Annotated in this window: 21 protein-coding genes; 12 read left to right on the forward strand and 9 right to left on the reverse strand. The window is 75.0% G+C overall.

What is annotated here, in order from left to right; all coding sequences use genetic code 11:
* Positions 1 to 86: 86 nt before the first annotated feature.
* Entirely contained in the window at positions 87 to 908 is an 822-nt protein-coding gene (locus ICW24_RS01350) for an IclR family transcriptional regulator (RefSeq protein ID WP_226343917.1), read from the reverse strand.
* Between the two features lie 137 nt (positions 909 to 1,045).
* On the opposite strand from ICW24_RS01350, the gene ICW24_RS01355 reads away from it, so the two are divergent.
* A complete protein-coding gene (locus ICW24_RS01355; RefSeq protein ID WP_226343918.1) occupies positions 1,046 to 1,723 on the forward strand; it encodes an AIM24 family protein in 678 nt (225 codons plus the stop codon).
* 33 nt (positions 1,724 to 1,756) lie between these two features.
* Here the strand turns inward: ICW24_RS01355 and ICW24_RS01360 are convergent, their stop codons facing one another.
* The 3 genes from ICW24_RS01360 to ICW24_RS01370 all read right to left on the reverse strand — a co-directional run bounded on the left by ICW24_RS01360 (position 1,757) and on the right by ICW24_RS01370 (position 4,165).
* The gene (locus ICW24_RS01360; RefSeq protein WP_226343919.1) at positions 1,757 to 2,602 is read right to left on the reverse strand and encodes a DUF2786 domain-containing protein; all 846 of its coding nucleotides are present in this window, start codon (positions 2,600 to 2,602) and stop codon (positions 1,757 to 1,759) included.
* A gap of 127 nt (positions 2,603 to 2,729) precedes the next feature.
* Positions 2,730 to 3,185: a TIGR04338 family metallohydrolase gene (locus ICW24_RS01365; RefSeq protein ID WP_226343920.1), complete on the reverse strand. Its 456-nt coding sequence runs from the start codon at positions 3,183 to 3,185 to the stop codon at positions 2,730 to 2,732.
* Positions 3,186 to 3,319: 134 nt separating this feature from the next.
* A complete protein-coding gene (locus tag ICW24_RS01370; RefSeq protein ID WP_226343921.1) occupies positions 3,320 to 4,165 on the reverse strand; it encodes a TrmH family RNA methyltransferase in 846 nt (281 codons plus the stop codon).
* Positions 4,166 to 4,339: 174 nt separating this feature from the next.
* Between ICW24_RS01370 and ICW24_RS01375 the strand changes: the two genes are divergently transcribed.
* The 4 genes from ICW24_RS01375 (at position 4,340) to ICW24_RS01390 (ending at position 7,819) form a co-directional block, all read left to right on the forward strand.
* A complete protein-coding gene (locus ICW24_RS01375) occupies positions 4,340 to 5,893 on the forward strand; it encodes a PA0049 C-terminal domain-containing protein (RefSeq protein ID WP_226343922.1) in 1,554 nt (517 codons plus the stop codon).
* Positions 5,894 to 5,990: 97 nt separating this feature from the next.
* Positions 5,991 to 6,374, forward strand: a complete 384-nt coding sequence (locus ICW24_RS01380) for a DoxX family protein (protein WP_307781269.1) — start codon at positions 5,991 to 5,993, stop codon at positions 6,372 to 6,374.
* Positions 6,375 to 6,411: 37 nt separating this feature from the next.
* A complete protein-coding gene (locus tag ICW24_RS01385) occupies positions 6,412 to 6,987 on the forward strand; it encodes an NUDIX hydrolase (RefSeq protein ID WP_226343923.1) in 576 nt (191 codons plus the stop codon).
* Between the two features lie 49 nt (positions 6,988 to 7,036).
* A complete protein-coding gene (locus ICW24_RS01390) occupies positions 7,037 to 7,819 on the forward strand; it encodes an NAD-dependent epimerase/dehydratase family protein (protein WP_226343924.1) in 783 nt (260 codons plus the stop codon).
* Between the two features lie 10 nt (positions 7,820 to 7,829).
* Here the strand turns inward: ICW24_RS01390 and ICW24_RS01395 are convergent, their stop codons facing one another.
* The 3 genes from ICW24_RS01395 to ICW24_RS01405 all read right to left on the reverse strand — a co-directional run bounded on the left by ICW24_RS01395 (position 7,830) and on the right by ICW24_RS01405 (position 11,042).
* Positions 7,830 to 9,473, reverse strand: a complete 1,644-nt coding sequence (locus ICW24_RS01395) for a bifunctional 3'-5' exonuclease/DNA polymerase (protein WP_226343925.1) — start codon at positions 9,471 to 9,473, stop codon at positions 7,830 to 7,832.
* Positions 9,474 to 9,548: 75 nt separating this feature from the next.
* Positions 9,549 to 9,758 carry a hypothetical protein gene (locus ICW24_RS01400; protein ID WP_226343926.1) on the reverse strand — a complete coding sequence of 70 codons (210 nt, stop codon included), beginning with the start codon at positions 9,756 to 9,758 and terminating at the stop codon, positions 9,549 to 9,551.
* Positions 9,759 to 9,875: 117 nt separating this feature from the next.
* Positions 9,876 to 11,042 (reverse strand): citrate/2-methylcitrate synthase, encoded by a 1,167-nt coding sequence (locus ICW24_RS01405; protein ID WP_226343927.1) that lies wholly within the window; start codon positions 11,040 to 11,042, stop codon positions 9,876 to 9,878.
* 66 nt (positions 11,043 to 11,108) lie between these two features.
* Between ICW24_RS01405 and ICW24_RS01410 the strand changes: the two genes are divergently transcribed.
* From ICW24_RS01410 to ICW24_RS01435, 6 genes are all read left to right on the forward strand, one after another.
* Positions 11,109 to 12,368, forward strand: coding sequence for a citrate synthase (locus ICW24_RS01410; protein ID WP_226343928.1), 1,260 nt, complete (start codon positions 11,109 to 11,111; stop codon positions 12,366 to 12,368).
* Between the two features lie 316 nt (positions 12,369 to 12,684).
* The gene (locus tag ICW24_RS01415; RefSeq protein ID WP_226343929.1) at positions 12,685 to 13,200 is read left to right on the forward strand and encodes an O-acetyl-ADP-ribose deacetylase; all 516 of its coding nucleotides are present in this window, start codon (positions 12,685 to 12,687) and stop codon (positions 13,198 to 13,200) included.
* 63 nt (positions 13,201 to 13,263) lie between these two features.
* Positions 13,264 to 14,136 (forward strand): SDR family NAD(P)-dependent oxidoreductase, encoded by an 873-nt coding sequence (locus tag ICW24_RS01420; protein ID WP_226343930.1) that lies wholly within the window; start codon positions 13,264 to 13,266, stop codon positions 14,134 to 14,136.
* Positions 14,137 to 14,228: 92 nt separating this feature from the next.
* Positions 14,229 to 15,098 (forward strand): dihydrodipicolinate synthase family protein, encoded by an 870-nt coding sequence (locus ICW24_RS01425; protein ID WP_226343931.1) that lies wholly within the window; start codon positions 14,229 to 14,231, stop codon positions 15,096 to 15,098.
* Positions 15,095 to 15,994 carry an undecaprenyl-diphosphate phosphatase gene (locus ICW24_RS01430; protein ID WP_226343932.1) on the forward strand — a complete coding sequence of 300 codons (900 nt, stop codon included), beginning with the start codon at positions 15,095 to 15,097 and terminating at the stop codon, positions 15,992 to 15,994. Before ICW24_RS01425 ends, ICW24_RS01430 begins: the two co-directional genes overlap by 4 nt.
* A gap of 11 nt (positions 15,995 to 16,005) precedes the next feature.
* Positions 16,006 to 16,182, forward strand: coding sequence for a hypothetical protein (locus ICW24_RS01435; RefSeq protein WP_226343933.1), 177 nt, complete (start codon positions 16,006 to 16,008; stop codon positions 16,180 to 16,182).
* A 32-nt stretch (positions 16,183 to 16,214) separates the two neighbouring features.
* Here ICW24_RS01435 and ICW24_RS01440 read toward each other — a convergent pair whose 3' ends face one another.
* Together ICW24_RS01440 and ICW24_RS01445 are read right to left on the reverse strand one after the other, a co-directional pair.
* A complete protein-coding gene (locus tag ICW24_RS01440; protein WP_226343934.1) occupies positions 16,215 to 17,738 on the reverse strand; it encodes a SulP family inorganic anion transporter in 1,524 nt (507 codons plus the stop codon).
* Between the two features lie 118 nt (positions 17,739 to 17,856).
* Positions 17,857 to 18,702: a DNA-3-methyladenine glycosylase family protein gene (locus ICW24_RS01445; RefSeq protein WP_226343935.1), complete on the reverse strand. Its 846-nt coding sequence runs from the start codon at positions 18,700 to 18,702 to the stop codon at positions 17,857 to 17,859.
* 92 nt (positions 18,703 to 18,794) lie between these two features.
* Between ICW24_RS01445 and ICW24_RS01450 the strand changes: the two genes are divergently transcribed.
* Entirely contained in the window at positions 18,795 to 19,181 is a 387-nt protein-coding gene (locus ICW24_RS01450) for a DUF6394 family protein (RefSeq protein WP_226343936.1), read from the forward strand.
* Positions 19,182 to 19,183 lie beyond the last annotated feature (2 nt).

The following is a 19,183-nucleotide window of genomic DNA, read 5'->3' on the forward strand; positions in this document are numbered from 1 at the left end:
CACCGATGAGCGCCTCTGGAGGCCACTCTGCCCGATAGGGTGAACGGAGTTCAATAGGTACGACGACGCCGTCTAGGGGGTCCCGTCTACGGGGTCTCGTCGGACCGGGCCCGGGAGCGCGGCCCCATGGGGTTGCCCAGCGCCCCCGCCACGGCGTCGAGCGCGCCCACGAGCCGGGGGGCCAGGTCGGGCGAGTACGTCGCCGCGTGCTGCGTCACCGACACCGCGAGCACGGCCGTGTGCACCCCGCGGGAGGGCACGGCCCGGCCGAGCTCGACGACGTCGGCGAACGCCTCCTGCTCCGACAGCCCGTACCCGCGGGCCCGGGTGGCCGCGATGTCGGCGAGCAGAGCGTCGAGGGTGGGGATGGACCGGTCGGTCAGACGCGGCAGGCGGGCGCGGGCGGGATACCGCTCCCGGATCTCGTCGTCGTCGAACTCGGCGAGCGCCACCTTCCCGGCCGCGCTCACCGAGCAGGGGATCGCGTCCCCGATGTTGACGGTGAGGCGCACCGGGGGGTGGCCGTCGTAGCGGCCGAGGCAGATGACGTCGGTGCCGCCGAGGGCCCACAGCCGCACGGTCTCGCCGCGCAGGACGTCGTCGGCCTCGCACGCCGCGTAGAACGCCTCGATCCGGTCGACCCGGGCCAGGTAGGCCCCACCGAGCTCGACGAGGCGGCGGCCGAGCGAGAACCCCGTCTCGGTCCGCGTCAGCAGACCACCGGCCTCGAGCGCGGAGCAGATGGTGGCGGTGGACGACTTGGGCACCTCGATGGCCCGGGCGAGGTCCGAGAGGCTCATCGAGGGGCCGTCGTGCGCGGCCAACACGTCGAGGACGGCCACGGCCCGGACGACGGCCGGGGCGCTCCCGGCGGGGGTCGACTCACGGCCGGTGCGCGCGGGGCTCATCGGCACATCGTAGGACGCGGGCGCGCGCCGGCCCGGGCACGCCGGCCGCGCGGGGGCACCCGCGCCCCGGGGTCCGTAGGCTCGACCCAGCGGCGCGGGGACCGCCCGGCCGCGACGACCACGCGAGGAGACCGGCCATGCGCAGTCCGCTGTTCGACCAGATCCATTCCGAGAGGGAGACGGGGCAGCGGTGGACGCTGCAGTCCTCGAAGATGCTGCGCGTCGGCATGGGTCCCGACGTCCTCGCGGCGCAGGGGGCGATGGTCGCCTACCAGGGGCAGATGGCCTTCAAGTACGAGGGCGCCGGGTCGATCGGCCGGTTCGTCAAGAAGCTCGTCTCCGGCGAGGGCGGCCAGCTCCAGCGGGTCTCCGGGCAGGGCGAGGTGTTCTTCGCCCGGCAGGCCGAGGACGTGTTCCTCCTCGAGCTCGAGAACGACGGCCTGACGATCAACTCGACCAGCCTGCTCGCGTTCGACGCCCACCTCGGCTGGGACATCCGGATGCTCGGCAACGCGGGGCTCATGGCCGGCGGGCTCTTCAACCTCGAGCTCACCGGCGCCGGGGTGTGCGCGGTGAGCAGCGACGGGCCGCCGATGATCCTCGACTGCTCGCAGCAGCCGACGTTCGTCGACCCCCAGGCGGCGGTGTGCTGGAGCTCGAACCTCGAGCCGCGGATCCAGAACGACATGTCGATGGGCGCGCTGTTCGGCCGCGGCTCGGGCGAGGCGTTCCAGCTCGCCTTCCACGGGCCCGGTTTCGTCGTCGTCCAGCCGAGCGAGGGCGTGCCGCTCGTGCCGACGCAGGCCGCGCGCTGAGGAGGCACTGAGGGGCGGCGACTCGGCGCAGACTCAGCGCCGTGGGGCGCCGCCGCCCGGGAGGCCGCGCGTGCCGCGGCGATCCAGGTCGGCGCGGCCTCCCGCGGTGTGCCCGGCCCGCCAGGCGGACGGGTCGATCGACCGGTCCGCGGCGCGGTCACCCCGCCAGGAGCTCCGGATGCCCCGCTCGCGCAGGACGTCGCGGTGGAACGACTCGACGGCCGCCGACTTCGCCCGCAACGCGAGGGCGGTCGTCGTCACCGCGTCGGGGCGGCCGGAGGCCCGGGCCTCCCGCTCGGCCTCCTCGCCCGCCTGCGCCTTCGCCTCGTGGAGCAGCTCGACGACGCGGACGACGAACCCGCGGGTGAAGTTGCGCCTCGCGACCCCGCGGTGCGGTTTCGCGGGCACGTACCGGCCCCGGGCCGCCGACCACACGCGCGCCCCCGCCGCCTGCCGGCGGTACTCGCCGGTGGCGAGCCACTCCTCGCAGGCGACGTCGTTCTGGACGACGAGGCTCGCGTAGAGCATCTCGGCCGTGTCGATGTCGGTGGCCATGCCGTGCGCGAACACCGTGTCGCCGGAGGTGGAGATGAGGCAGTGGATGTCGTTGACCTGGCAGATGCGCACGAAGAACTCCGACAGGGTCTTCAGGCCCGCGGCGCCCCGCTCCCCGATGACGATCCGGCGCTCCTCCGGTTCCATCGGCACGCCGCGGCGGGCCCGCTCGTAGGCCGCCTCGGCGAGGTCGATGCCGTGGCGCGCCGCCTCCTTCTGGGCGCGGGAGAGCGCGAGGTCCCGCTCGGCCTGGGTGGTGCCGCCCTCGGCGCGGGCGAGCAGGTCGGCGATGAGGGCGAGGGTGTTTCCGGGGGTACGCGGCATGGGATCTCGATCGTCGTCTCGGACAGGGTGGGCAGGTCGGGCCGGGGGCGGACCGGCGTGCGGCGTGCGGTGGCCGGCGCGCGGCGAGCGGCGGGCGATACACGGCGGGCGCACGCCCCGCGACGGGTCAGAACGCCAGCCCCGCCTCCGCGTAGGCCGCGGTGACGAGCGCGGCGGCGCTCGGGTGCCCCGTGTCGCGTTGCAGGCGCACGTACGCGCGCCGGAACTCGACGCCGTGCCCGCCGCCCCCGACCAGGTGGTGGGCGAGCTCGTGGAGCACCGTGTTCTCCCGCAGCGCCCACCGCCCGCCGACCTCGGGGCCGGGGAGGGCGATGACGCCGCCCTGCTCATAGTGGGCGCGCGTGGCGCCCCGGCGGCGGCGCACCCGGGCGGGCTGTGGATGACCGACGTGGGCGAGTACCCGGTCGACGTACGCCTGGACGTCCTCGACCCGGCCGAACCGCACCTCCGGCTCGAGCACCCAGGCCGACCCGAACACGGTCACGACACCGAGGTCGCTCCAGCGGTCGAGTCGGTCCTCGGCGTCGTAGACGTCGTGCACGTCGGGATCGTGGGCCGGCATGGCACCTCCTTGTCGGCAGCAGTGTGCCCGCCGCCACCGACACTCCCGGCCGCCGGCCCTCCCCGAGCCGGGCCGGGCCGGGCCGAGCCGGGCCGGACGGGCCGAGCCGGGCCGGACGGGCCGAGCCATTCCCGTCAGGCCCGGTGAGCGCGATGCCGGCGCTGCCGCCGCGCCTCGTACAGGGCGATGGAGCCGGCGTTCGCGGCGTTGAGGCTCGAGGCCGACCCGGTCATCGGGATCGTGGCGACGACGTCGCAGGCGTCGCGCCAGGCCGCGCTCATGCCGGTGGCCTCGCTGCCGACGACGAGCACGGTCGGGCCGGTCAGGGGCGCGTCGGACAGGTCGACGTCGCCGCCCTCGTCGGTGCCGACGACGACGAAGCCCAGCCCCTCCTCCCGTCGCCGGTCGACCCACGCGAGCAGGGGGTCGGGCGAGGGGAGGCGGACCACGGGCGTGGCGAAGATCGAACCGGTGCTCGCGCGGATCGAGGCGGGGTCCCAGGCGTCGGCGCTGTGCCCCGTGGTCACGAGCGCGGCGCCCCCGAGGGCGTCGACCGAGCGCGCGAGGGAACCGATGTTCCCGGGGCTCGCCGGCCGGTCGAAGGCGACGACGAGCGGGTCACCCTCGCGCGGGAGCCGCCCCAGGTCGTCGTCGGGCACCGCGACGAGGGCGAGCACCTCCGGGGGGTCGTCGCGCTCGCCGAGCTCGGCCATGAGCTCCGGGGCGACGGTCACGACGGGGGCGCCGGTGCGGCGCACGAGGTCCCGGGCCCACTCCGAGGGCCGCGGGCGCCCGTCGACGAGCAGGTGCCGCACCTCGTGGCCGTGGGCGACGGCCTGCGTGATCGGCCGCACCCCCTGCACGAGCATCTCCCCCGCGCGGGTGCGCTTCGTCCGGTTCGTCAGCAGCGCCTGCCACTGCTGGAACGTCGCGTTGCGACGCTCCACGCGGGCGGGCAGGGCGACGCGCGAGGACCTCATCCCCCGACCATGCCACGCCCACCGCATCCTGAGATGGCGAGTTCGACCGCGGCCCGGACGCCGCCCCCGGCGGAAATCGCCATCTCACGATGCGGAGGGCGTGAGCGGTTGCCGCGGAGCCGGGCAGCTGCCAGGGTCGGCAGGGTTCGTCCCCCTCCGGACAGGAGTCCTGCCGTGATCGTTCGACGCAGCTCGGCGGTCGCCGCCGCCCTCCTCACCGCCTCGCTCGCGTCGGCCGCGCCGGCCTCCGCGCAGCCCGCCGGCCCCTCGACCGGCACCCGCGCCACGTCGCCGAGCGCGGTGCCCACCGCGCCGTGCCTCGACGCCCGGGTGGGTCTGTCCGTCGAGGAACGGCGCCTGAGCGCCCGCCTGCCCGACCCGGCCGACCCCTCCCGTCTCGCCGGCGAGAGCTTCGCGGCGCAGATGGTCGCCGGCGGCGGCTTCGGGGGCGTGGCGCCCCGCGTCGTCCGCGCCCTGTGCGAGGCGGGTTCGCCCGCGCAGGCCCGGCGCCTCGCGCAGCGGGAGGGCGCCCGGCTCTGGGCGGCGGCCGTCGCGCGCGCCCAGTCCCGCGGCCGGGTCGCCGGCGCACTCCCGCGCTCCGACGACCGCCCCCTGTACTGGACCCGCCTGCAGGTGAGCGCGGCGCTGCGGCAGTGGTCGCCGCGCTTCGCGCTCACGTCGGTCCAGCGCGCGGGCCTCATCGAGGCGTTCGAGAAGGCGTCGCGCGGCATGACCGACGTCCGCTTCCCCGCGGGCGGGCGCACGACGCGCGTCATGGTCAGTGGGTTCGACCCGTACACGCTCGACGGTGGGGACGCCGGCACGGCCTCGGGCGCGGCCGGCAACAACATCCGCCACGGCAACCCCTCCGGCGCCACGGCGCTCGCGCTCGACGGCACGGTCCGCCGCGGGCCGGACGGGCGCCGGCAGGTCGTCCAGGCCTACCTCCTCCCGGTCAACTACACCGAATTCGCGCAGGGGTGGATCGAGGACACGGTCGGACCGTGGATGCGCCCGGGCCGGCGCTCGCTCGACGCGTCGATCACCCTCAGCCAGGGCCGCGAGGGCCGCTTCGACCTCGAGGTGTGGAACGGCCGCTACCACGGGGTCTCGGCCGGCAACGACGGCAGCCACCCCTGCCCCGCGATCGACGGGGTCCCGCAACTCGCCACGGACAACCCCGGCTGCAACACGACCGTCCCCGCCCGGTGGAACGGCCGGTCCGTGCTCCCGACCGCCTCGGCCGGCGACCCGCCGCAGTGGACGACGTCGTCGCTGCCGGCCGCGGCGATGATCGCGGGCCGGACGGGTCGCGGCCTCACCCCGCCGCCGGGGGCCACGTGGACGACCGGGCAGGGTTTCCGGGTCGTCCGGAACACGACGTTCACCGAGTTCCCCGACTGCGCGGCGCCGCAGCGCGTGACGCGCAACGAGGCCGCCACGCCGGACGGCCAGCCGCCGCAGCCGGGCACCCCGCCCGCGTCGGGGTCGTGCGCGTACAGCGGTGGCGGCGGGACGTACCTGTCGAACGAGAGCGCCTACCGCAACACGCTCCTGCGCGACCGCCTCGGCCGACGCATACCCGCCGGTCACATCCACACCCCCGTCATGCAGCACTTCGCGGAGGGCAACCGGTACGCGGGCAGCGACGCCTCGTTCGACGCGTGGCGGCAGGCGATCGTCGCGCAGACGGCACGCCTCGTCCACGTGGTCGCCGATCGGGCCTGAGACCGCGACCCACCGCCGGACCGCGACCCACCGCCGCAGCGCGCGGGTGGGTCGGACATCCTGGACGAACCCGACGCCCCACATCGAGAGGACGACCGTGACCGACGCCCCCACCCCGCGCGGCCGGCGCACCGCCTACGCCCTCGCCGCGCTCTGCGGCGGCATGGGAGTGCTGCATCAGGTCAAGCCCGAGCCGTTCGACGCGCTCATCCCGCGCTCGCTGCCCGGGTCGGCGCGGGCGTGGACGTACGGGTCCGGGGTGGTCGAGCTCGTCACCGCGGCGCTGCTCGCCTACCCGCCCACCCGTCGGCGCGGGGGTCGGCTCGCGACGCTGTTGTTCCTGGGCGTGTTCCCCGGCAACCTGCAGATGGCGTGGAACTGGCGGCACCTGCCCTGGCAGCGGCAGCTCGTCTCCCTCGGTCGGCTCCCCCTGCAGGCCGACCTCGTCCGCCGATCCGAGCTCGTGGCGCGCGAGGGCTGACCGCGCTCGGACCACCGGCCCGCGAGAGACTGGGGCCATGCCGTTCCCCGACATCCGCTTCTGCCGCCTGTGCGGCGCACCCACCGCGCCGACGATCCCTGCGATGGAGGACCGCGAGCGCGCGGTCTGCACGGAGTGCGGCTACGTCGACTACGTCAACCCCATCAACGTCGTCGGGACGATCCCGGTGTGGCACGGCGAGGCGGACGGACCCCGGATCCTGTTGTGCCTGCGCAACATCGAGCCCCGACGCGGGTTCTGGACCCTGCCGGCGGGGTTCCTCGAGTACGGCGAGACCGCGGCCGACGGCGCCGCCCGCGAGACGCGTGAGGAGGCCGGGGCCCACATCGAGCTGGAGGGCCTGTTCTCGGTGCTCGACGTCGTGCACGCCGGGCAGATCCACCTCTTCTACCGGGCCCGGCTCCTGGACCTCGACCTCGCGCCCGGGCCGGAGACGATCGAGAACCGTCTCGTGTCCATCGACGAGATCCCCTGGGACGAGCTGGCGTTCCTCACCGTCCGCCGCGCGCTGGAGGCCTGGGTCGCCGACCACGAGCGCGGCTCCTTCGAGGTCCACACCGGCGTGGTGACCCGGTCGCCCAGCGCGAACTGAGCCGGCCCCGGCCGCGGCACGCCGTCGGCCCGGCCCGAGAATGGACGGCATGACCGAGAAGCGACGCATCCTGCTCACGGGCGCCACCGGCGGCATCGGCCTGCTCCTCGCCGAACGCCTCGCCGGCCACTACGACGTGGTCGAGCACGGGCGCACCCCGAAGACCGAGCGCCAGGAGAAGGTGCTGCGCAAGGCGGACCTCACCGACTACGACCAGGTGGTGCCCCTCATGGAGGGGGTCGACACCGTCGTCCACATGGCCGGCTCGGCCTCCCCCGAGTCCGACTGGGACAGCGTGCTGTCGGCGAACATCGTCGGGCTGCGCAACGTCCTCGAGGCGGCCCGCGAGGCCGGGGTGCGCCGGGTCGTCTTCGCCTCCTCCAACCACGCGATGGGCGGCTACGACCGCGAGGAGGCGTGGCCCGTCTACCCCCACCAGATCCCGCGGGCCGACTCCCTGTACGGGGTCTCGAAGATCTTCGGCGAGGCCATCGGCCGCTTCTACCACGACGAGTTCGGGCTCGATTTCATCGCGCTGCGGATCGGCTGGATGAGCGAGGACCCGATGGACGCCGACGCCGACCTCTTGCACGCCATGTGGCTCTCGGAGGACGACACCGAGCAGGTCGTCCGGTGCGCCATCGAGGCGCAGGTCCGGTTCGGGCTGTACTACGCGATCAGCGACAACCCCAACCGGCGCTGGGACCTGACGAACACGATGCTCGATCTGGGCTACCGGCCGAAGGACTCGTGGACCGAGCGCACCGACGCCCCGGAGGACGTCGTCGAGGGCGGCGCCGACACCCCGCAGGCGTGGCCGAAGGGGTCGTGACGTCGGCGGGCTACCCCTTGCCGGCCTGCGCGTAGTCGGTGACGACGTCGGCGGCCACCGGGAAGTCGACGCCGTCGCCGAACAACAGCAGGCCCGCGGACTCGGCGGCCGCGGTGACGAGCGCGACGACGTCGTCGGCGAGGTCGGCGCGGCACTCGACGACGACCTCGTCGTGGAGGAAGTACACGAGCCGCGCGTCCTGCGCCGACGCCCCGAGCCCGGCGAGGTCGTTGCGCACCCGCGCGAGCCAGCACAGGGCCCACTCGGCGGCCGTGCCCTGGACGACGAAGTTGCGCGTGAACCGGCCCCAGTCGCGGGTCCGGGCCCGCTCGGCCTCGGACAGCGGCTCCTCGCTGCCGATCCGGGGCGCCCACGCGGGCACGGGCGAACTGCGCCCGAGCCACGTCGTCACGCTCCGGCCCTGTTCCCCGTGCCGGGCGGCGCCGTCGACGAGCCCCATCGCGGCCGGGTAGGCGCGGCGCAGGCGCGGCACGAGCTGCCCGCCCGCCCCCTGGGTGGCGCCGTACATGGCCCCGAGCATCGCGCCCTTGGCCTCCGCGCGGGTGGGGACGACCCCCTGGGCGACGAGGCCCGCGTACAGGTCGGCGCCGCGCGCGGCGGCCGCCATGGCCCGGTCGCCCGACATGCCGGCGAGGACGCGCGGTTCGAGCTGGCGCGCGTCGGCGACGACGAGGCGCCGGTCGGCCGGCACGCGCACCGCCGATCGGATCTCCTTGGGCAGCTGCAACGCTCCCCCGCCGCGGGTGGCCCACCGCCCGGTGACGACGGCCGACGGCACGTAGTCGGGGCGGAAGCGGCCGCCCGAGACCCAGCGCTCCATCCACGCCCATCCGTTGGCCGAGTACAGGCGGGACAGCTTCCTGTACCGCAGCAGCGGCGCGACGACCGGGTGCTCGACGCGCGCCAGTTCCCACTTGCTCGTGCTCGCGACGTCGAGGCCCGCGCGGCGCAGCGCCGCGAGCAGGGCCGGTTGCGAGTCGGGGTGCAGGCCCGGCGCGCCGAGCAGCTCCCGGATCGTGGCCGTGAGCTCTTCGAGGCGCGCGGGCCGGCCGGCGGTGCGGGCGCCGAGGAGCTCGACGAGCAGCCGGTCGTGCTCGGCCACGTCCCACGGCATCCCGGTCCGGCGCAGCTCGGCGGCGACGAGCGCGCCGGCCGACTCCGCGGCCGCGAGCAGCCGCAGCCGCCCCGCCTCGTGGCCCGCGCCGTCGTCGTCGTGGGCGGCCTCGATCGCCGCCTGCTGCCGGGCGTACTCGGCCTCGAGGGCGGTCAGGTCGGGGGTGTCGTCGGCGCCGGGCAGGTCGAGCAGGCTGGGCGCGCCCTCGCCGTCGCCCTCGTCGCGTCGCGTCCACGCCGGGACGGCGCCCAGGCCGGTGCGCCGCGAGCCGGCGAGCAGGGTGTGCACCATCCGCAGGTCGCGGCACTGCTCCACCCGAGCCCCGACGGCGAGCAGGTGCGGGTAGCTGCGCCCCACGTCGGCCCACACCCACCGCGGCCGCTGCCGTTCGAGCTCCGCGACCCGCGCCGCCACCCCCGACCACGGCACCAGCTCGTCGCGCCCCCCGACCCGAAGGGCGAGCCCGTCGACCTCGTCGCGCGCGAAGACCAGGGGCGCGGGGGCGGGATCGGAGGGCACGACGCGGACGCTATCGGGCGCCACCGACACCGTCGCTAGGGCGGCGGCACCGACCGGAGCGGCGGCGGGGGTGGATCACCACTCGGCGCCGTCGGCGAGGCTGTCGGGGTGGGCCGGGCGGCCCGTCTCGGGGTCGGCGTGCGCGTCGTCGTGCTCCTCGATGACCCTGCTCATCTCGTCGGGCTCCGACGCCGGCGACGACGGGACGTCGTGCTCGGAGTCGGCGGCGTCGAGCTGGGCGGCGGTCTCGGGATCCACGTCACGCGATCCGGTAGAGGCGGTCATGTCGTCGACGTACCCGCCTGCGATGACGGGCAACCAGGTTCACGACGCGGTCCCACGTGCACGCCCTGAACCGTGTCGATGGGTCAGCGCCCGTGGCGCCGCCTACCCGCCGGTCCCTCACGGCACGGGCTGCGGTGCCGGCGGCCCGACGTAGCGCGCCGAGGGCCGGATGATCTTCGTGCCCTGAGCCTGTTCGAGCACGTTCGCGGTCCACCCGATGACCCTGCTCACCGTGAACGTCGGGGTGAACAGGTCGCGGGACAGCCCGCATTGCTCCATGACGACCCCGGCCCAGAACTCGACGTTGGTGTGCAGCGGGCGGTCGGGCTTGATCTCGGCCAAGAGGGTGAGCACCTGCCGTTCGACGTCGGCGGCGAACTCGGCAAGCTCACCGCCCCGGGTCAGCGCCATCTCGCGCAACATGGCCGCGCGCGGGTCCTCGGTGCGGTAGACGGGGTGCCCGAAGCCCATGATCCGGTCGCCGGCTTCGATCCGGGCGCGCACCCACGGTCCGATGCGTTCCCGTGAGCCGATGTCGTCGAGCGCGTCGAGCGCGCGATCAGGGGCGCCGCCGTGGAGCGGTCCGAGGAAGGTGCCGATGGCGCCGCAGACCGCGGAGACGACGTCGCTGCCGGCCGAGGCCGCCACCCGGGCGGTGAAGGTCGACGCGTTGAACCCGTGATCGACGGTGGCGATGAGGTATCGGTCGAGCGCCTCGACGTCGCGGGCGTCGGCCCTCGAGCCGCTCAGAAGGTACAACCACAGGCCGGCCGCCGACACGCCGTCGATCGGCGGGACCGGGTCGAGGCCCTGCCGCAGGCGATGGAGGGCCGCGAGCACGGTCGGCGTGATCGCGGCGATGCGCACGGCGTCGCGACGATGGAAAGCGGGGTCGGTACCCCAGACGGGCTGCATGTCCTCCACGGAGGCGAGCAGCGACAGTGCCGTGCGCAGTCGCGGGAGCAGGGCACGTCCGGCCCCGGCCGCCGCAATGGCCGGCAGCACGCGGGCGACCTCGTCGGGAACGACCCGAGCGGCCGCGACCTCATCTGCGAACGCCTCGCTCTGGGCAGGAGTCGGCAGCTCCCCCTCGACGAGGAGGAACCACACGTCCTCGAGCGAACGATGCCGGGCGAGGTCGATCGCCGAGTACTGCCGGTAGTGGAAGAAACCCTCCCGCCCCCGCACGTCACCGAGCCGGGTCTCGGCCGCTGCGACCCCGGCCAGGCCCGCGGGAACGTCGATGAGTGCGGTCTCCGGCGCGCGGTCATGTGTTGTCGTCATGTCGTCAGAATTCGCCCAGTAGGGTGGTGTCGTCAATATTGACGTCATCAATGTCACGGGGGTCGGATGGCCACGCGAAGGCGGCGTCCGGCGCCGCTGCGCATCGACGGTCGGGAATTCCTCACCACCGCCCAGGCGGCCGACTACCTGGGCGTTCGCGTCGAGACCGTCTACGCCTACGTCAGCCGGGGGATGGTGCGGCGCACGTCGATCGAGGGACGGCGGGGCAGCTTCTTCGCGCTCGCCGAGATCGACGAACTCGCCCGCCGCGGGCGGGCGCCGCGGACCTCGAGCGGCCCGGAACGCATCCACACCCACATCACGCTGCTCGATACCGGCGATGTCCTGCGGTATCGGGGACACGACGTCACCGATCTCGCCGCCTCCGCGTCCTTCGAGCAGGTCTGCGCCCTGCTGTGGGATTGCGACGTCGCGATGCCCTTCGTCGCCCGGCCGGCCGTGTCGGCCGCCGCGCGACGCGCGCGCCAGGTCATGCCGGCGACCGCACGCCCCCACGATCTGCTCAAGGTCGCCGTCGACCTCGCCGGCGCCGCCGATCCACTCGGCCGCGACCTGCGTCCCGACGCGGTGGTCGCGACCGGGGCCGGATTGCTCGCGACGATGGTGGCGGTTCTGGCCGCCGGCGCCGGGACCGCCGAAGGAGGCTCCGTCGCGGCGCAACTGTGTCGCGCCCTCGGCGGCCGGGGCGCTCAGGCGGAACGCCTCGTGGAGGCCACCTTGTGCCTGCTCGCCGACCACGACCTCGCCACGTCCACGCGTGCCGTGCGGGTGGCCGCGAGCGTGCGCGCCCACCCGTACGCCGCCGTCGGCGCAGGCCTCGGCGCACTCGACAGCCCGCTGCACGGTACGGCGTCACGACCGGCATACCGCCTCCTGGGCGAGGTCGTCGAGGAACCCTACCGGACCGTCGCCGACCTGCTCGCTGCCGTGGGTTCCGGAGGGCAGCCCCCGCCCGGTTTCGGTCATCGCGTCTACCGCGAGCAAGACCCACGGGCCGAGATGCTGCTGCACCTCCTCGACGACAGGTACCCCGGTCATCCGGTGCTCGAGGCCGTCGATCGGTTGACCGCCGCACTGGAGCCGTGGCCTGCGGCGTTCCCCAACGTCGACCTCGCCACCGCGGCGCTGGCCCATGTCCTCCGCCTGGACCGCGACGCCGGAGACATCCTCTTCGCCGTGGCCCGCACCTCCGGCTGGATCGCCCACCTCCTCGAGGAGTATGCGGCCGAGCCGCTGCGTTTCCGCATGGTCGGCGTGTACGCGGGCGTGCGACCGCCGGCGTACGAGACCGACTCGCGCGGGTGAGTCGCGGGTAGCTCGAGCGACGTTGCAGGCACCGCATCGTGCCGTCTCATGCCCGGACAAGACGTCGTGGCGACGACGCCACGGGCCTCTGTGACCGGCAGACACGACGAGCGGGAAAAGGGACTCTCCAGTCCGGGGACCATCTGGTCCACGTCGTGTGTCGCTGTGTCATCGACCCGAGCGGCCCGTGGCACCTATCGTGCCCACAACCGGTCGATCGATGTGGGATGCCCGGTCGAACTGGGCTGCCCAAGGTCTGGTCGGCGTCCGTCGCCGGGCAGGATGGACGCCTCGGCCGATGGACGGAAGGGCAGCCATGGAACTGGAGCTCGCGCAGGTCGACATCACGACCTTCGAGGTGGACGCGATCGTCAACGCCGCGAACCACTCGCTCCTCGGCGGGGGCGGGGTCGACGGGGCGATCCATCGCCGGGGCGGGAAGGCGATCCTGGCCGAGTGCAAGCAGATCCGGGCCGACCGCTATCCCGACGGCCTGCCGACGGGCGAGTCGGTCGCGACGACCGGCGGGGACCTGCCAGCCCGGCACGTCATCCACACGGTGGGGCCGACGTGGGCGAAGACGAAGGACAAGTCCGACCTCCTGGCCTCCTGCTACCGCACGAGCCTCGCCGTGGCCGACGAGATCGGGGCCCGCACGCTCGCGTACCCCCTCGTCTCCGCGGGCGTGTACCGCTGGCCGAAGGACGACGCCGTCCGCATCGCCGCGGCGACCCTGCGTGCCACGCCGACGCGGGTGGAGCGGGTGACGCTCGTCCTGTTCGACGCCGCGACCTACGAACTGGCGCGCGAGGTGCTCGCCGCGACGGAGTAGGCGCGGCCGACCGGCGGGCAGGCAGCTCCCCCGGCCGCGGCCCGGCGACGTACCGTCGGCGTCATGCGCACCGCCCCCGCCCCGATCCGCCTGCCCGATCAGCGCGGCCGCACGTGGCTCGTCACGGGGGCGACGAACGGGGTGGGACGGGAGGTCGCCCGCGAGGCGGCCCGGGCCGGGGCGCGCGTGCTCATCACCGCCCGCGACACCGCACGCGGCGAACGGACCCGGACCGAGATCGGGGCGGCGCAGGTCGTGGAGGTCGACCTCTCCTCGGTCGCCTCCGTCCTGGCCGCGGCGAGCCGGGTGCGGGAGCCGCTCGACGTCCTCGTGAACAACGCCGGCACGGTGGTGCCCACCCGCCGCGAGTCCGCCGACGGGCACGAGCTCATGCTCGCGACCAACCTCCTCGGCCCCTTCGCGCTGACCACCCTGCTCGCCGACCGGGTGCGGGACCGGATCGTCGTCGTCGGGTCGGGGGCGCACGAGGGCGCCCGCGTCGACCTGGCCGATCCGCACTTCCGGCGCCGGCGCTGGAGCATCGCCGCCGCGTACGGGCAGAGCAAGCTCGCCGACATGCTCTGGGCGCTCGCCCTCGACCGACGGCTCCGGGCGCGCGGCCGTGACGTCGCCGTGCAGCTCGCGCACCCGGGGTGGGCGCTGACGAACCTGCAGAACGCGACCGGCCGGCCCCGGCTCGACGGGGCGATCACCGCGGCGTGCACGCCCTTCGCCCAGCCCGCGCCCGTCGCGGCGCGCTCCCTGCTCGTCGCCGCGACCGCCGACCTCCCGCCCGTCAGCTACGTCGGCCCCGGCGGGTGGCGCGGCCTGCGCGGCGAGCCGGCCCTCGCCGGGCGCTCGGCCGCCGCTTCGAACCCCGCGCTCGCCGACGCTGTGTGGCACCTCGCCGCCCGCGAGACCGGGACCGACCTGTGAACGCCCGCCCCCACGCGCTCCGCCGCCGACCCCCCGACCCCGACATCGCCGCCCCCGGACATCCCGACCCCGACATCGATCAGGAGACCGTCGTGACCACCCGCCCCCTCGTCCTGTCCGCCACCCCCGTCGGCTTCACCGCCGACGGGGCCCTCGACCTGGCGGCGTCCCGGCGGATCCTCGAGTTCGCCGCCGTCTCCGGGGTCGACGGGGTGTTCGCCACCGGCACGACCGGCGAGTTCCCGTCCCTGTCGCGGCAGGAGCGGCGCGACCTCACCGCTCTCGCGCTCGAGGCGTTCGCCGGCCGAACGGTCGTCGTCCACGTCGGCGCCGCGAGCGCCTACGAGACGTGTCGGCTCCTCGACGACGCCCGGGAGGCCGGCGCGACCGCGGTCGCCTCGATCACGCCGTACTACCTGCCGGCGGCCGAGGCGTCGATCCTCGAGTTCTACCGCCGGGTCACCGCGGCCGCCGACGGCCTGACCGTCTACGCCTACCTGTTCGCCGGCTGCACCGGCAACACCGTCTCCCCCGAGCTGCTCGGCCGGCTCGCGGAGCTGCCGCGCCTCGCCGGGGCGAAGATCACCGGCGAGACCCTGGAGCGCATCGCCGCCTACCGCCGCGGCGTGCCCGAGGACTTCGTGCTCTACACGGGCAGCGACCGCGACGTGGCCGGCGTGCCCGCCCACGGCGCGAACGGCGTCGTCTCCGGGGTGTCCGCGGCGTTCCCGGACCTGTTCGTCGCCGTGGCGGACGCCGCCGGTCGGGGTGACGAGGCGCAGGTCGCGGCCCTGCAGCCCCGGATCGACGAGGTCGCGGCCGCCGTCGCCGGCAACCCCGAGCGGCTCAAGATCGCCCTGTCCTTGCGCGGGGTCGACGCGGGCACGTCCCGCATGGCCCTCGGGCCGGTCGGCGACGCCGCCCGCGCGGAGCTCGCCCGCGTCGTCGAGGCGTACGGATGAGGACGGGCGGCACCGGCCGGCTCGGCTGGGCGCAGGCCCTCGTTCTCGGCGCCGTGCAGGGGGCGACCGAGTTCCTCCCGGTCAGCTCGAGCGCGCACGTCTCGGTCGTGGGCCGGCTGTTCGGCCGCGACCCGGGCGCGGCATTCTCGGCGATCACGCAGCTCGGCACCGAGGCCGCCGTGCTCGTCCACCTGCGGGCCGACGTCGCGCGCGTCGCGGCGCGGTGGGCCGCCTCCGCGGTCGGCCGCGCGCCGCGGGACGACCCCGACGCGCGGATGGGGTGGCTCATCATCGCGGGCACGATCCCGATCGGGGCGCTGGGGTTCGGTCTGCGCCGGCTCGTCACCGGCCCGTTCCGCAACCCGTGGGTCACCGCGGTCGCGCTGGCCGCGTTCGCGCCGGTCCTCGCCCACGCCGACCGCGTCGGCTCCCAGCGCAAGGGTCTCGCCGACCTCACCGTTCGCGACGGCCTCGCCTTCGGCCTGTGGCAGTCGCTCGCGCTCGTGCCGGGAGTGTCGCGGTCCGGGGCGAGCATCGCCGGCGGGCTGTACCTGGGGTACACCCGGGAGGCGGCGGCCCGGTACTCGTTCCTCCTCGCGATCCCGGCGGTCGTCGCGTCCGGGCTGCACCAGCTCCTCGACCTCGCCGACGAGCCCGAACCGCCCGCCTGGGGGTCGGTGGGCGGCGCGACGCTCGTGAGCTTCGCCGTCGGGCACGTGGCCGTCGGCCGGTTCCTGCGCCACGTCTCCCGCCGCGACCTGGCGCCGTTCGTCCGCTACCGGCTCGCGTTCGCCGCCGTCGTCGCGGCGCTCGAGGCCGGGCGGGCCCGCCGCCGCGCGCGAGCCGCCCGAACCGGCGCATCCCGCCGCCCGGCGGCGACCGGCTCGGGCGGGTAACCTCGCGAGGCATGACGCAGACCCCCGACGAGCACGACGTCGACCGCCGAGCCGAGCTGCTCCCCGAGGAGGAGGCGGTGGGCAGCGACGCCCCCCGCGAGCAGGCCGAGGCCATCCTCGAGGAGTCCCTGGAGCGCACCGAGGACCCCGAGGGCACCCGGGAGTCCTCCACGCAGACCCCCGACTGAGCCCCGCCGGTCGATCCCGCGACCGGGCCCCGTCAGTGCCCGGCGCCGAGGTGGCCCGAGAGCCTCGCGTGCCGCCGCAGCGACTCCGGGTCGAGGCCCACGATGTCGACGCGGGTGCCGCGAGCGGCGTACTTGGTCTCGATGGCGTCGAGCGCGGCCACGGTCGAGGCGTCCCAGACGTGGGAGCGGCCCAGGTCGATGACGACGTGGGCGGGGTCACCGGCGTAGTCGAACTGGTAGACGAGGTCGTTGCTCGACGCGAAGAACAGCTCGCCGGTCACGGTGTAGGTGGCCGTCCCGCCCGCGAGCGTCCGGTCGACCCGGGCCACGTGCGCGACCCGCCGGGCGAAGACGACGAGCGCCGCGATGACGCCGGCGACGACGCCGTAGGCGAGGTTGTGGGTGGCCACGGTGACGACGACGGTCAGCGCCATGACGAGGTTCTCGCTGCGCGGCATCCGCCGCAGGGTGGCCGGCGCGACGCTGTGCCAGTCGAAGGTGCCCACCGACACCATGATCATCACCGCGACGAGCGCGGCCATCGGGATGCGCCCGACCGCGTCCCCGAGACCGACGACGAGGACCAGGAGGAAGGCGCCGGCGAGGAACGTCGAGATCCGCGTCCGGGCGCCCGAGACCTTGACGTTGATCATCGTCTGGCCGATCATCGCGCACCCGCCCATGCCGCCGACGAGGCCACTGGCGATGTTCGCGATGCCTTGCCCGCGGGCTTCGCGGCCCTTGTCGGAGTGGGTGTCGGTGACGTCGTCGACGAGTTTCGCCGTCATGAGCGATTCGAGCAGCCCCACGAGGGCGATGCCCACCGCGTACGGCGCGACGATACGCAGGGTGTCCAGGGTCCAGGGCACGTCCGGGACGAAGAGCGTGGGGAGGGAGTCGGGCAGGGCGCCCTGGTCCCCGACCGTCGGCACCTGCCAGCCGAACCCGATCGCGGCCGCGGTGAGCAGGAGGATGGCGACGAGCGGGGCGGGGACGACGGTCGTCAGGCGCGGCAGGAACACGAGCACGGCGATGCCCACGGCCACCATCGGGTAGACGAGCCACGGGACGCCGACGAGCTGCGGGACCTGCGAGGCGAAGATGAGGATGGCGAGGGCGTTGACGAAGCCCACCATGACCATCCGCGGGACGAACCGCATGAGCCGCGCCACGCCGAGCGCGCCCAGCAGGATCTGCAGCGCCCCACCGAGGAGCACCGCCAGCACGAGGTGGTCGAGCCCGTGGTCCCGCACGAGGGGTGCGATGACGAGGGCCACCGCGCCGGTCGCGGCGCTGATCATGGCCGGCCGGCCGCCGACGACGGCGATGACGCAGGCCATGACGAACGACGAGAAGAGCCCGACCCGGGGGTCCACGCCCGCGATGATCGAGAAGGCGATCGCCTCGGGGATGAGCGCGAGCGCGACGACGAGGCCTGCGAGCACCTCGACGCGCAGGCGGCGCGGGTCGCGCAGCGCGGCCCGCACGGAGGTGACGCCGGCGCCCGCCTCCCGAGCGGCGTCGGGGGGCGTGACGGTGTCGGACGAGCCGGGCATGGATCTCCTGCAGCGGGGGCGCGGCTCGAGGCCGCGAGATGGGGACGGGGGCCGGCGCGGGACGGGACCGCGGCGGGGCACGCCGGGGCCGCCATGGGCGGCAAGGCAGACTCTCACGTTACGTGAGCGTCGCCTCGGGTGTCGATCCGGACCGGCGTCGATGCGCAACGTCCGGTACCAACGCGTGGGCCGTCCACAGGTGCAGGAGCGCGAGCGCGCGGTGGGGGCGCCACGCCTGCGAGCGCCGCTGCGCCTCCCGGGCGTCGCACCCGCCGAGCGCCCGGCGCAGCACGAGGTCGCCGGGCAGGAACGCGTCGGGGTCGCGCCGGCACCGCAGGTCGACGTAGTCCGCGGTCCACGGGCCGACCCCGACGACGCCGAGCAGGTCGTCGCGCCGGCCCGACGCCGTGAGGTCGAGGCCGCCCGCCACCGCCTCCGCCAGGGCGACGACGGTCCGCGCCCGGGCGGTCGTCACACCGACGCGGGACTGCAGCTCCCCCGGGTCCACCGCCGCGAGGGCGGGGGCGGTCGGGAAGAGGAGCGCGCCGCCGTGACGCGCCCCGTGGGCGGCGGCCAGGCGCCCGGCGAACGTGCGCGCCGCGGCGAGGGTCACCTGCTGGCCGAGCACCGCCATCACCGCGGTCTCGAACTCGTCGCACGAGCCCGGCACGACCAGGCCGGGGCGGGCCCGCACGAGGGGGCCGACGACGGGGTCCGACGCCAGCGCTACCTCGGCGGTCCGCGTCTCCGTGTCCAGCCCCAGCCAGCGGCGGGCGAGAGGGTGCTCGGTGGCCTCGACGCGGCGCCAGTCCACGACGAGGCGTTCCGGGCCGTCGGGCCCGGTCACGTGCCGGGTGAGCACGTCGCCGTCGACGACGTCGACGCCCGGGACGAGGTGGGCGTCGACGAAGGCGCGCAGGGCCGCGACGTCGCGGGTCGGGGCGCGTCCCTCGTCACGCTCCACGGCTCCCCCTTCGCCCGATCCGACGTCGCCGGCGTCGGCGTGCCCGCGGCAGGTCACCTTCTCACGGGCGTCGCATGGGTATCGTCGAGCGGGTGAATCTCGAGAAGGTCGTCTTCGGGTTCTTCGTGCTGCTCGCGGCCACGTTGAACTTCGGGTTCTTCCTCGGCGACATGGCCGATCCCTCCCTGCACAACATCGCCGAGCTCTACGCGGCGGTGGTCGTCAACGTCATCGCCACCGTGCTCAAGTTCGGGGACCGGACCCAGGTCGGGGCAGTGCACCTCGCGACCAGCCTCGTCGCCGACATCCAGCTCATCGCCGCCGCGGGGGTGTGGATCTGGACCAACCAGGTCGCCGGGACGGACGTCGCGGGGCCGGCGATGGCGAGCATCGTCAGCCTGTCGGGCGGCGCCCTCCTCGCGAACCTCGTCTCGGTGGTGCTGCTCGTCGTCGAGACCGTCTCGTTCCGGCGCCGCTGAGC

Origin of the sequence: Agilicoccus flavus, from assembly GCF_014857905.1 — a bacterium.
GTDB classification, from domain to species: Bacteria; Actinomycetota; Actinomycetes; order Actinomycetales; family Dermatophilaceae; genus Agilicoccus; species Agilicoccus flavus.

Bases quoted from the DNA above. Each gene is read 5' to 3' on its own strand.
- ICW24_RS01350 (WP_226343917.1), bottom strand. From the start codon at position 908: ATGAGCCCCGCGCGCACCGGCCGTGAGTCGACCCCCGCCGGGAGCGCC.
- ICW24_RS01355 (WP_226343918.1), top strand. From the start codon at position 1,046: ATGCGCAGTCCGCTGTTCGACCAGATCCATTCCGAGAGGGAGACGGGG.
- ICW24_RS01360 (WP_226343919.1), bottom strand. From the start codon at position 2,602: ATGCCGCGTACCCCCGGAAACACCCTCGCCCTCATCGCCGACCTGCTC.
- ICW24_RS01365 (WP_226343920.1), bottom strand. From the start codon at position 3,185: ATGCCGGCCCACGATCCCGACGTGCACGACGTCTACGACGCCGAGGAC.
- ICW24_RS01370 (WP_226343921.1), bottom strand. From the start codon at position 4,165: ATGAGGTCCTCGCGCGTCGCCCTGCCCGCCCGCGTGGAGCGTCGCAAC.
- ICW24_RS01385 (WP_226343923.1), top strand. From the start codon at position 6,412: ATGCCGTTCCCCGACATCCGCTTCTGCCGCCTGTGCGGCGCACCCACC.
- ICW24_RS01390 (WP_226343924.1), top strand. From the start codon at position 7,037: ATGACCGAGAAGCGACGCATCCTGCTCACGGGCGCCACCGGCGGCATC.
- ICW24_RS01400 (WP_226343926.1), bottom strand. From the start codon at position 9,758: ATGACCGCCTCTACCGGATCGCGTGACGTGGATCCCGAGACCGCCGCC.
- ICW24_RS01405 (WP_226343927.1), bottom strand. From the start codon at position 11,042: ATGACGACAACACATGACCGCGCGCCGGAGACCGCACTCATCGACGTT.
- ICW24_RS01410 (WP_226343928.1), top strand. From the start codon at position 11,109: ATGGCCACGCGAAGGCGGCGTCCGGCGCCGCTGCGCATCGACGGTCGG.
- ICW24_RS01415 (WP_226343929.1), top strand. From the start codon at position 12,685: ATGGAACTGGAGCTCGCGCAGGTCGACATCACGACCTTCGAGGTGGAC.
- ICW24_RS01420 (WP_226343930.1), top strand. From the start codon at position 13,264: ATGCGCACCGCCCCCGCCCCGATCCGCCTGCCCGATCAGCGCGGCCGC.
- ICW24_RS01430 (WP_226343932.1), top strand. From the start codon at position 15,095: ATGAGGACGGGCGGCACCGGCCGGCTCGGCTGGGCGCAGGCCCTCGTT.
- ICW24_RS01435 (WP_226343933.1), top strand. From the start codon at position 16,006: ATGACGCAGACCCCCGACGAGCACGACGTCGACCGCCGAGCCGAGCTG.
- ICW24_RS01440 (WP_226343934.1), bottom strand. From the start codon at position 17,738: ATGCCCGGCTCGTCCGACACCGTCACGCCCCCCGACGCCGCTCGGGAG.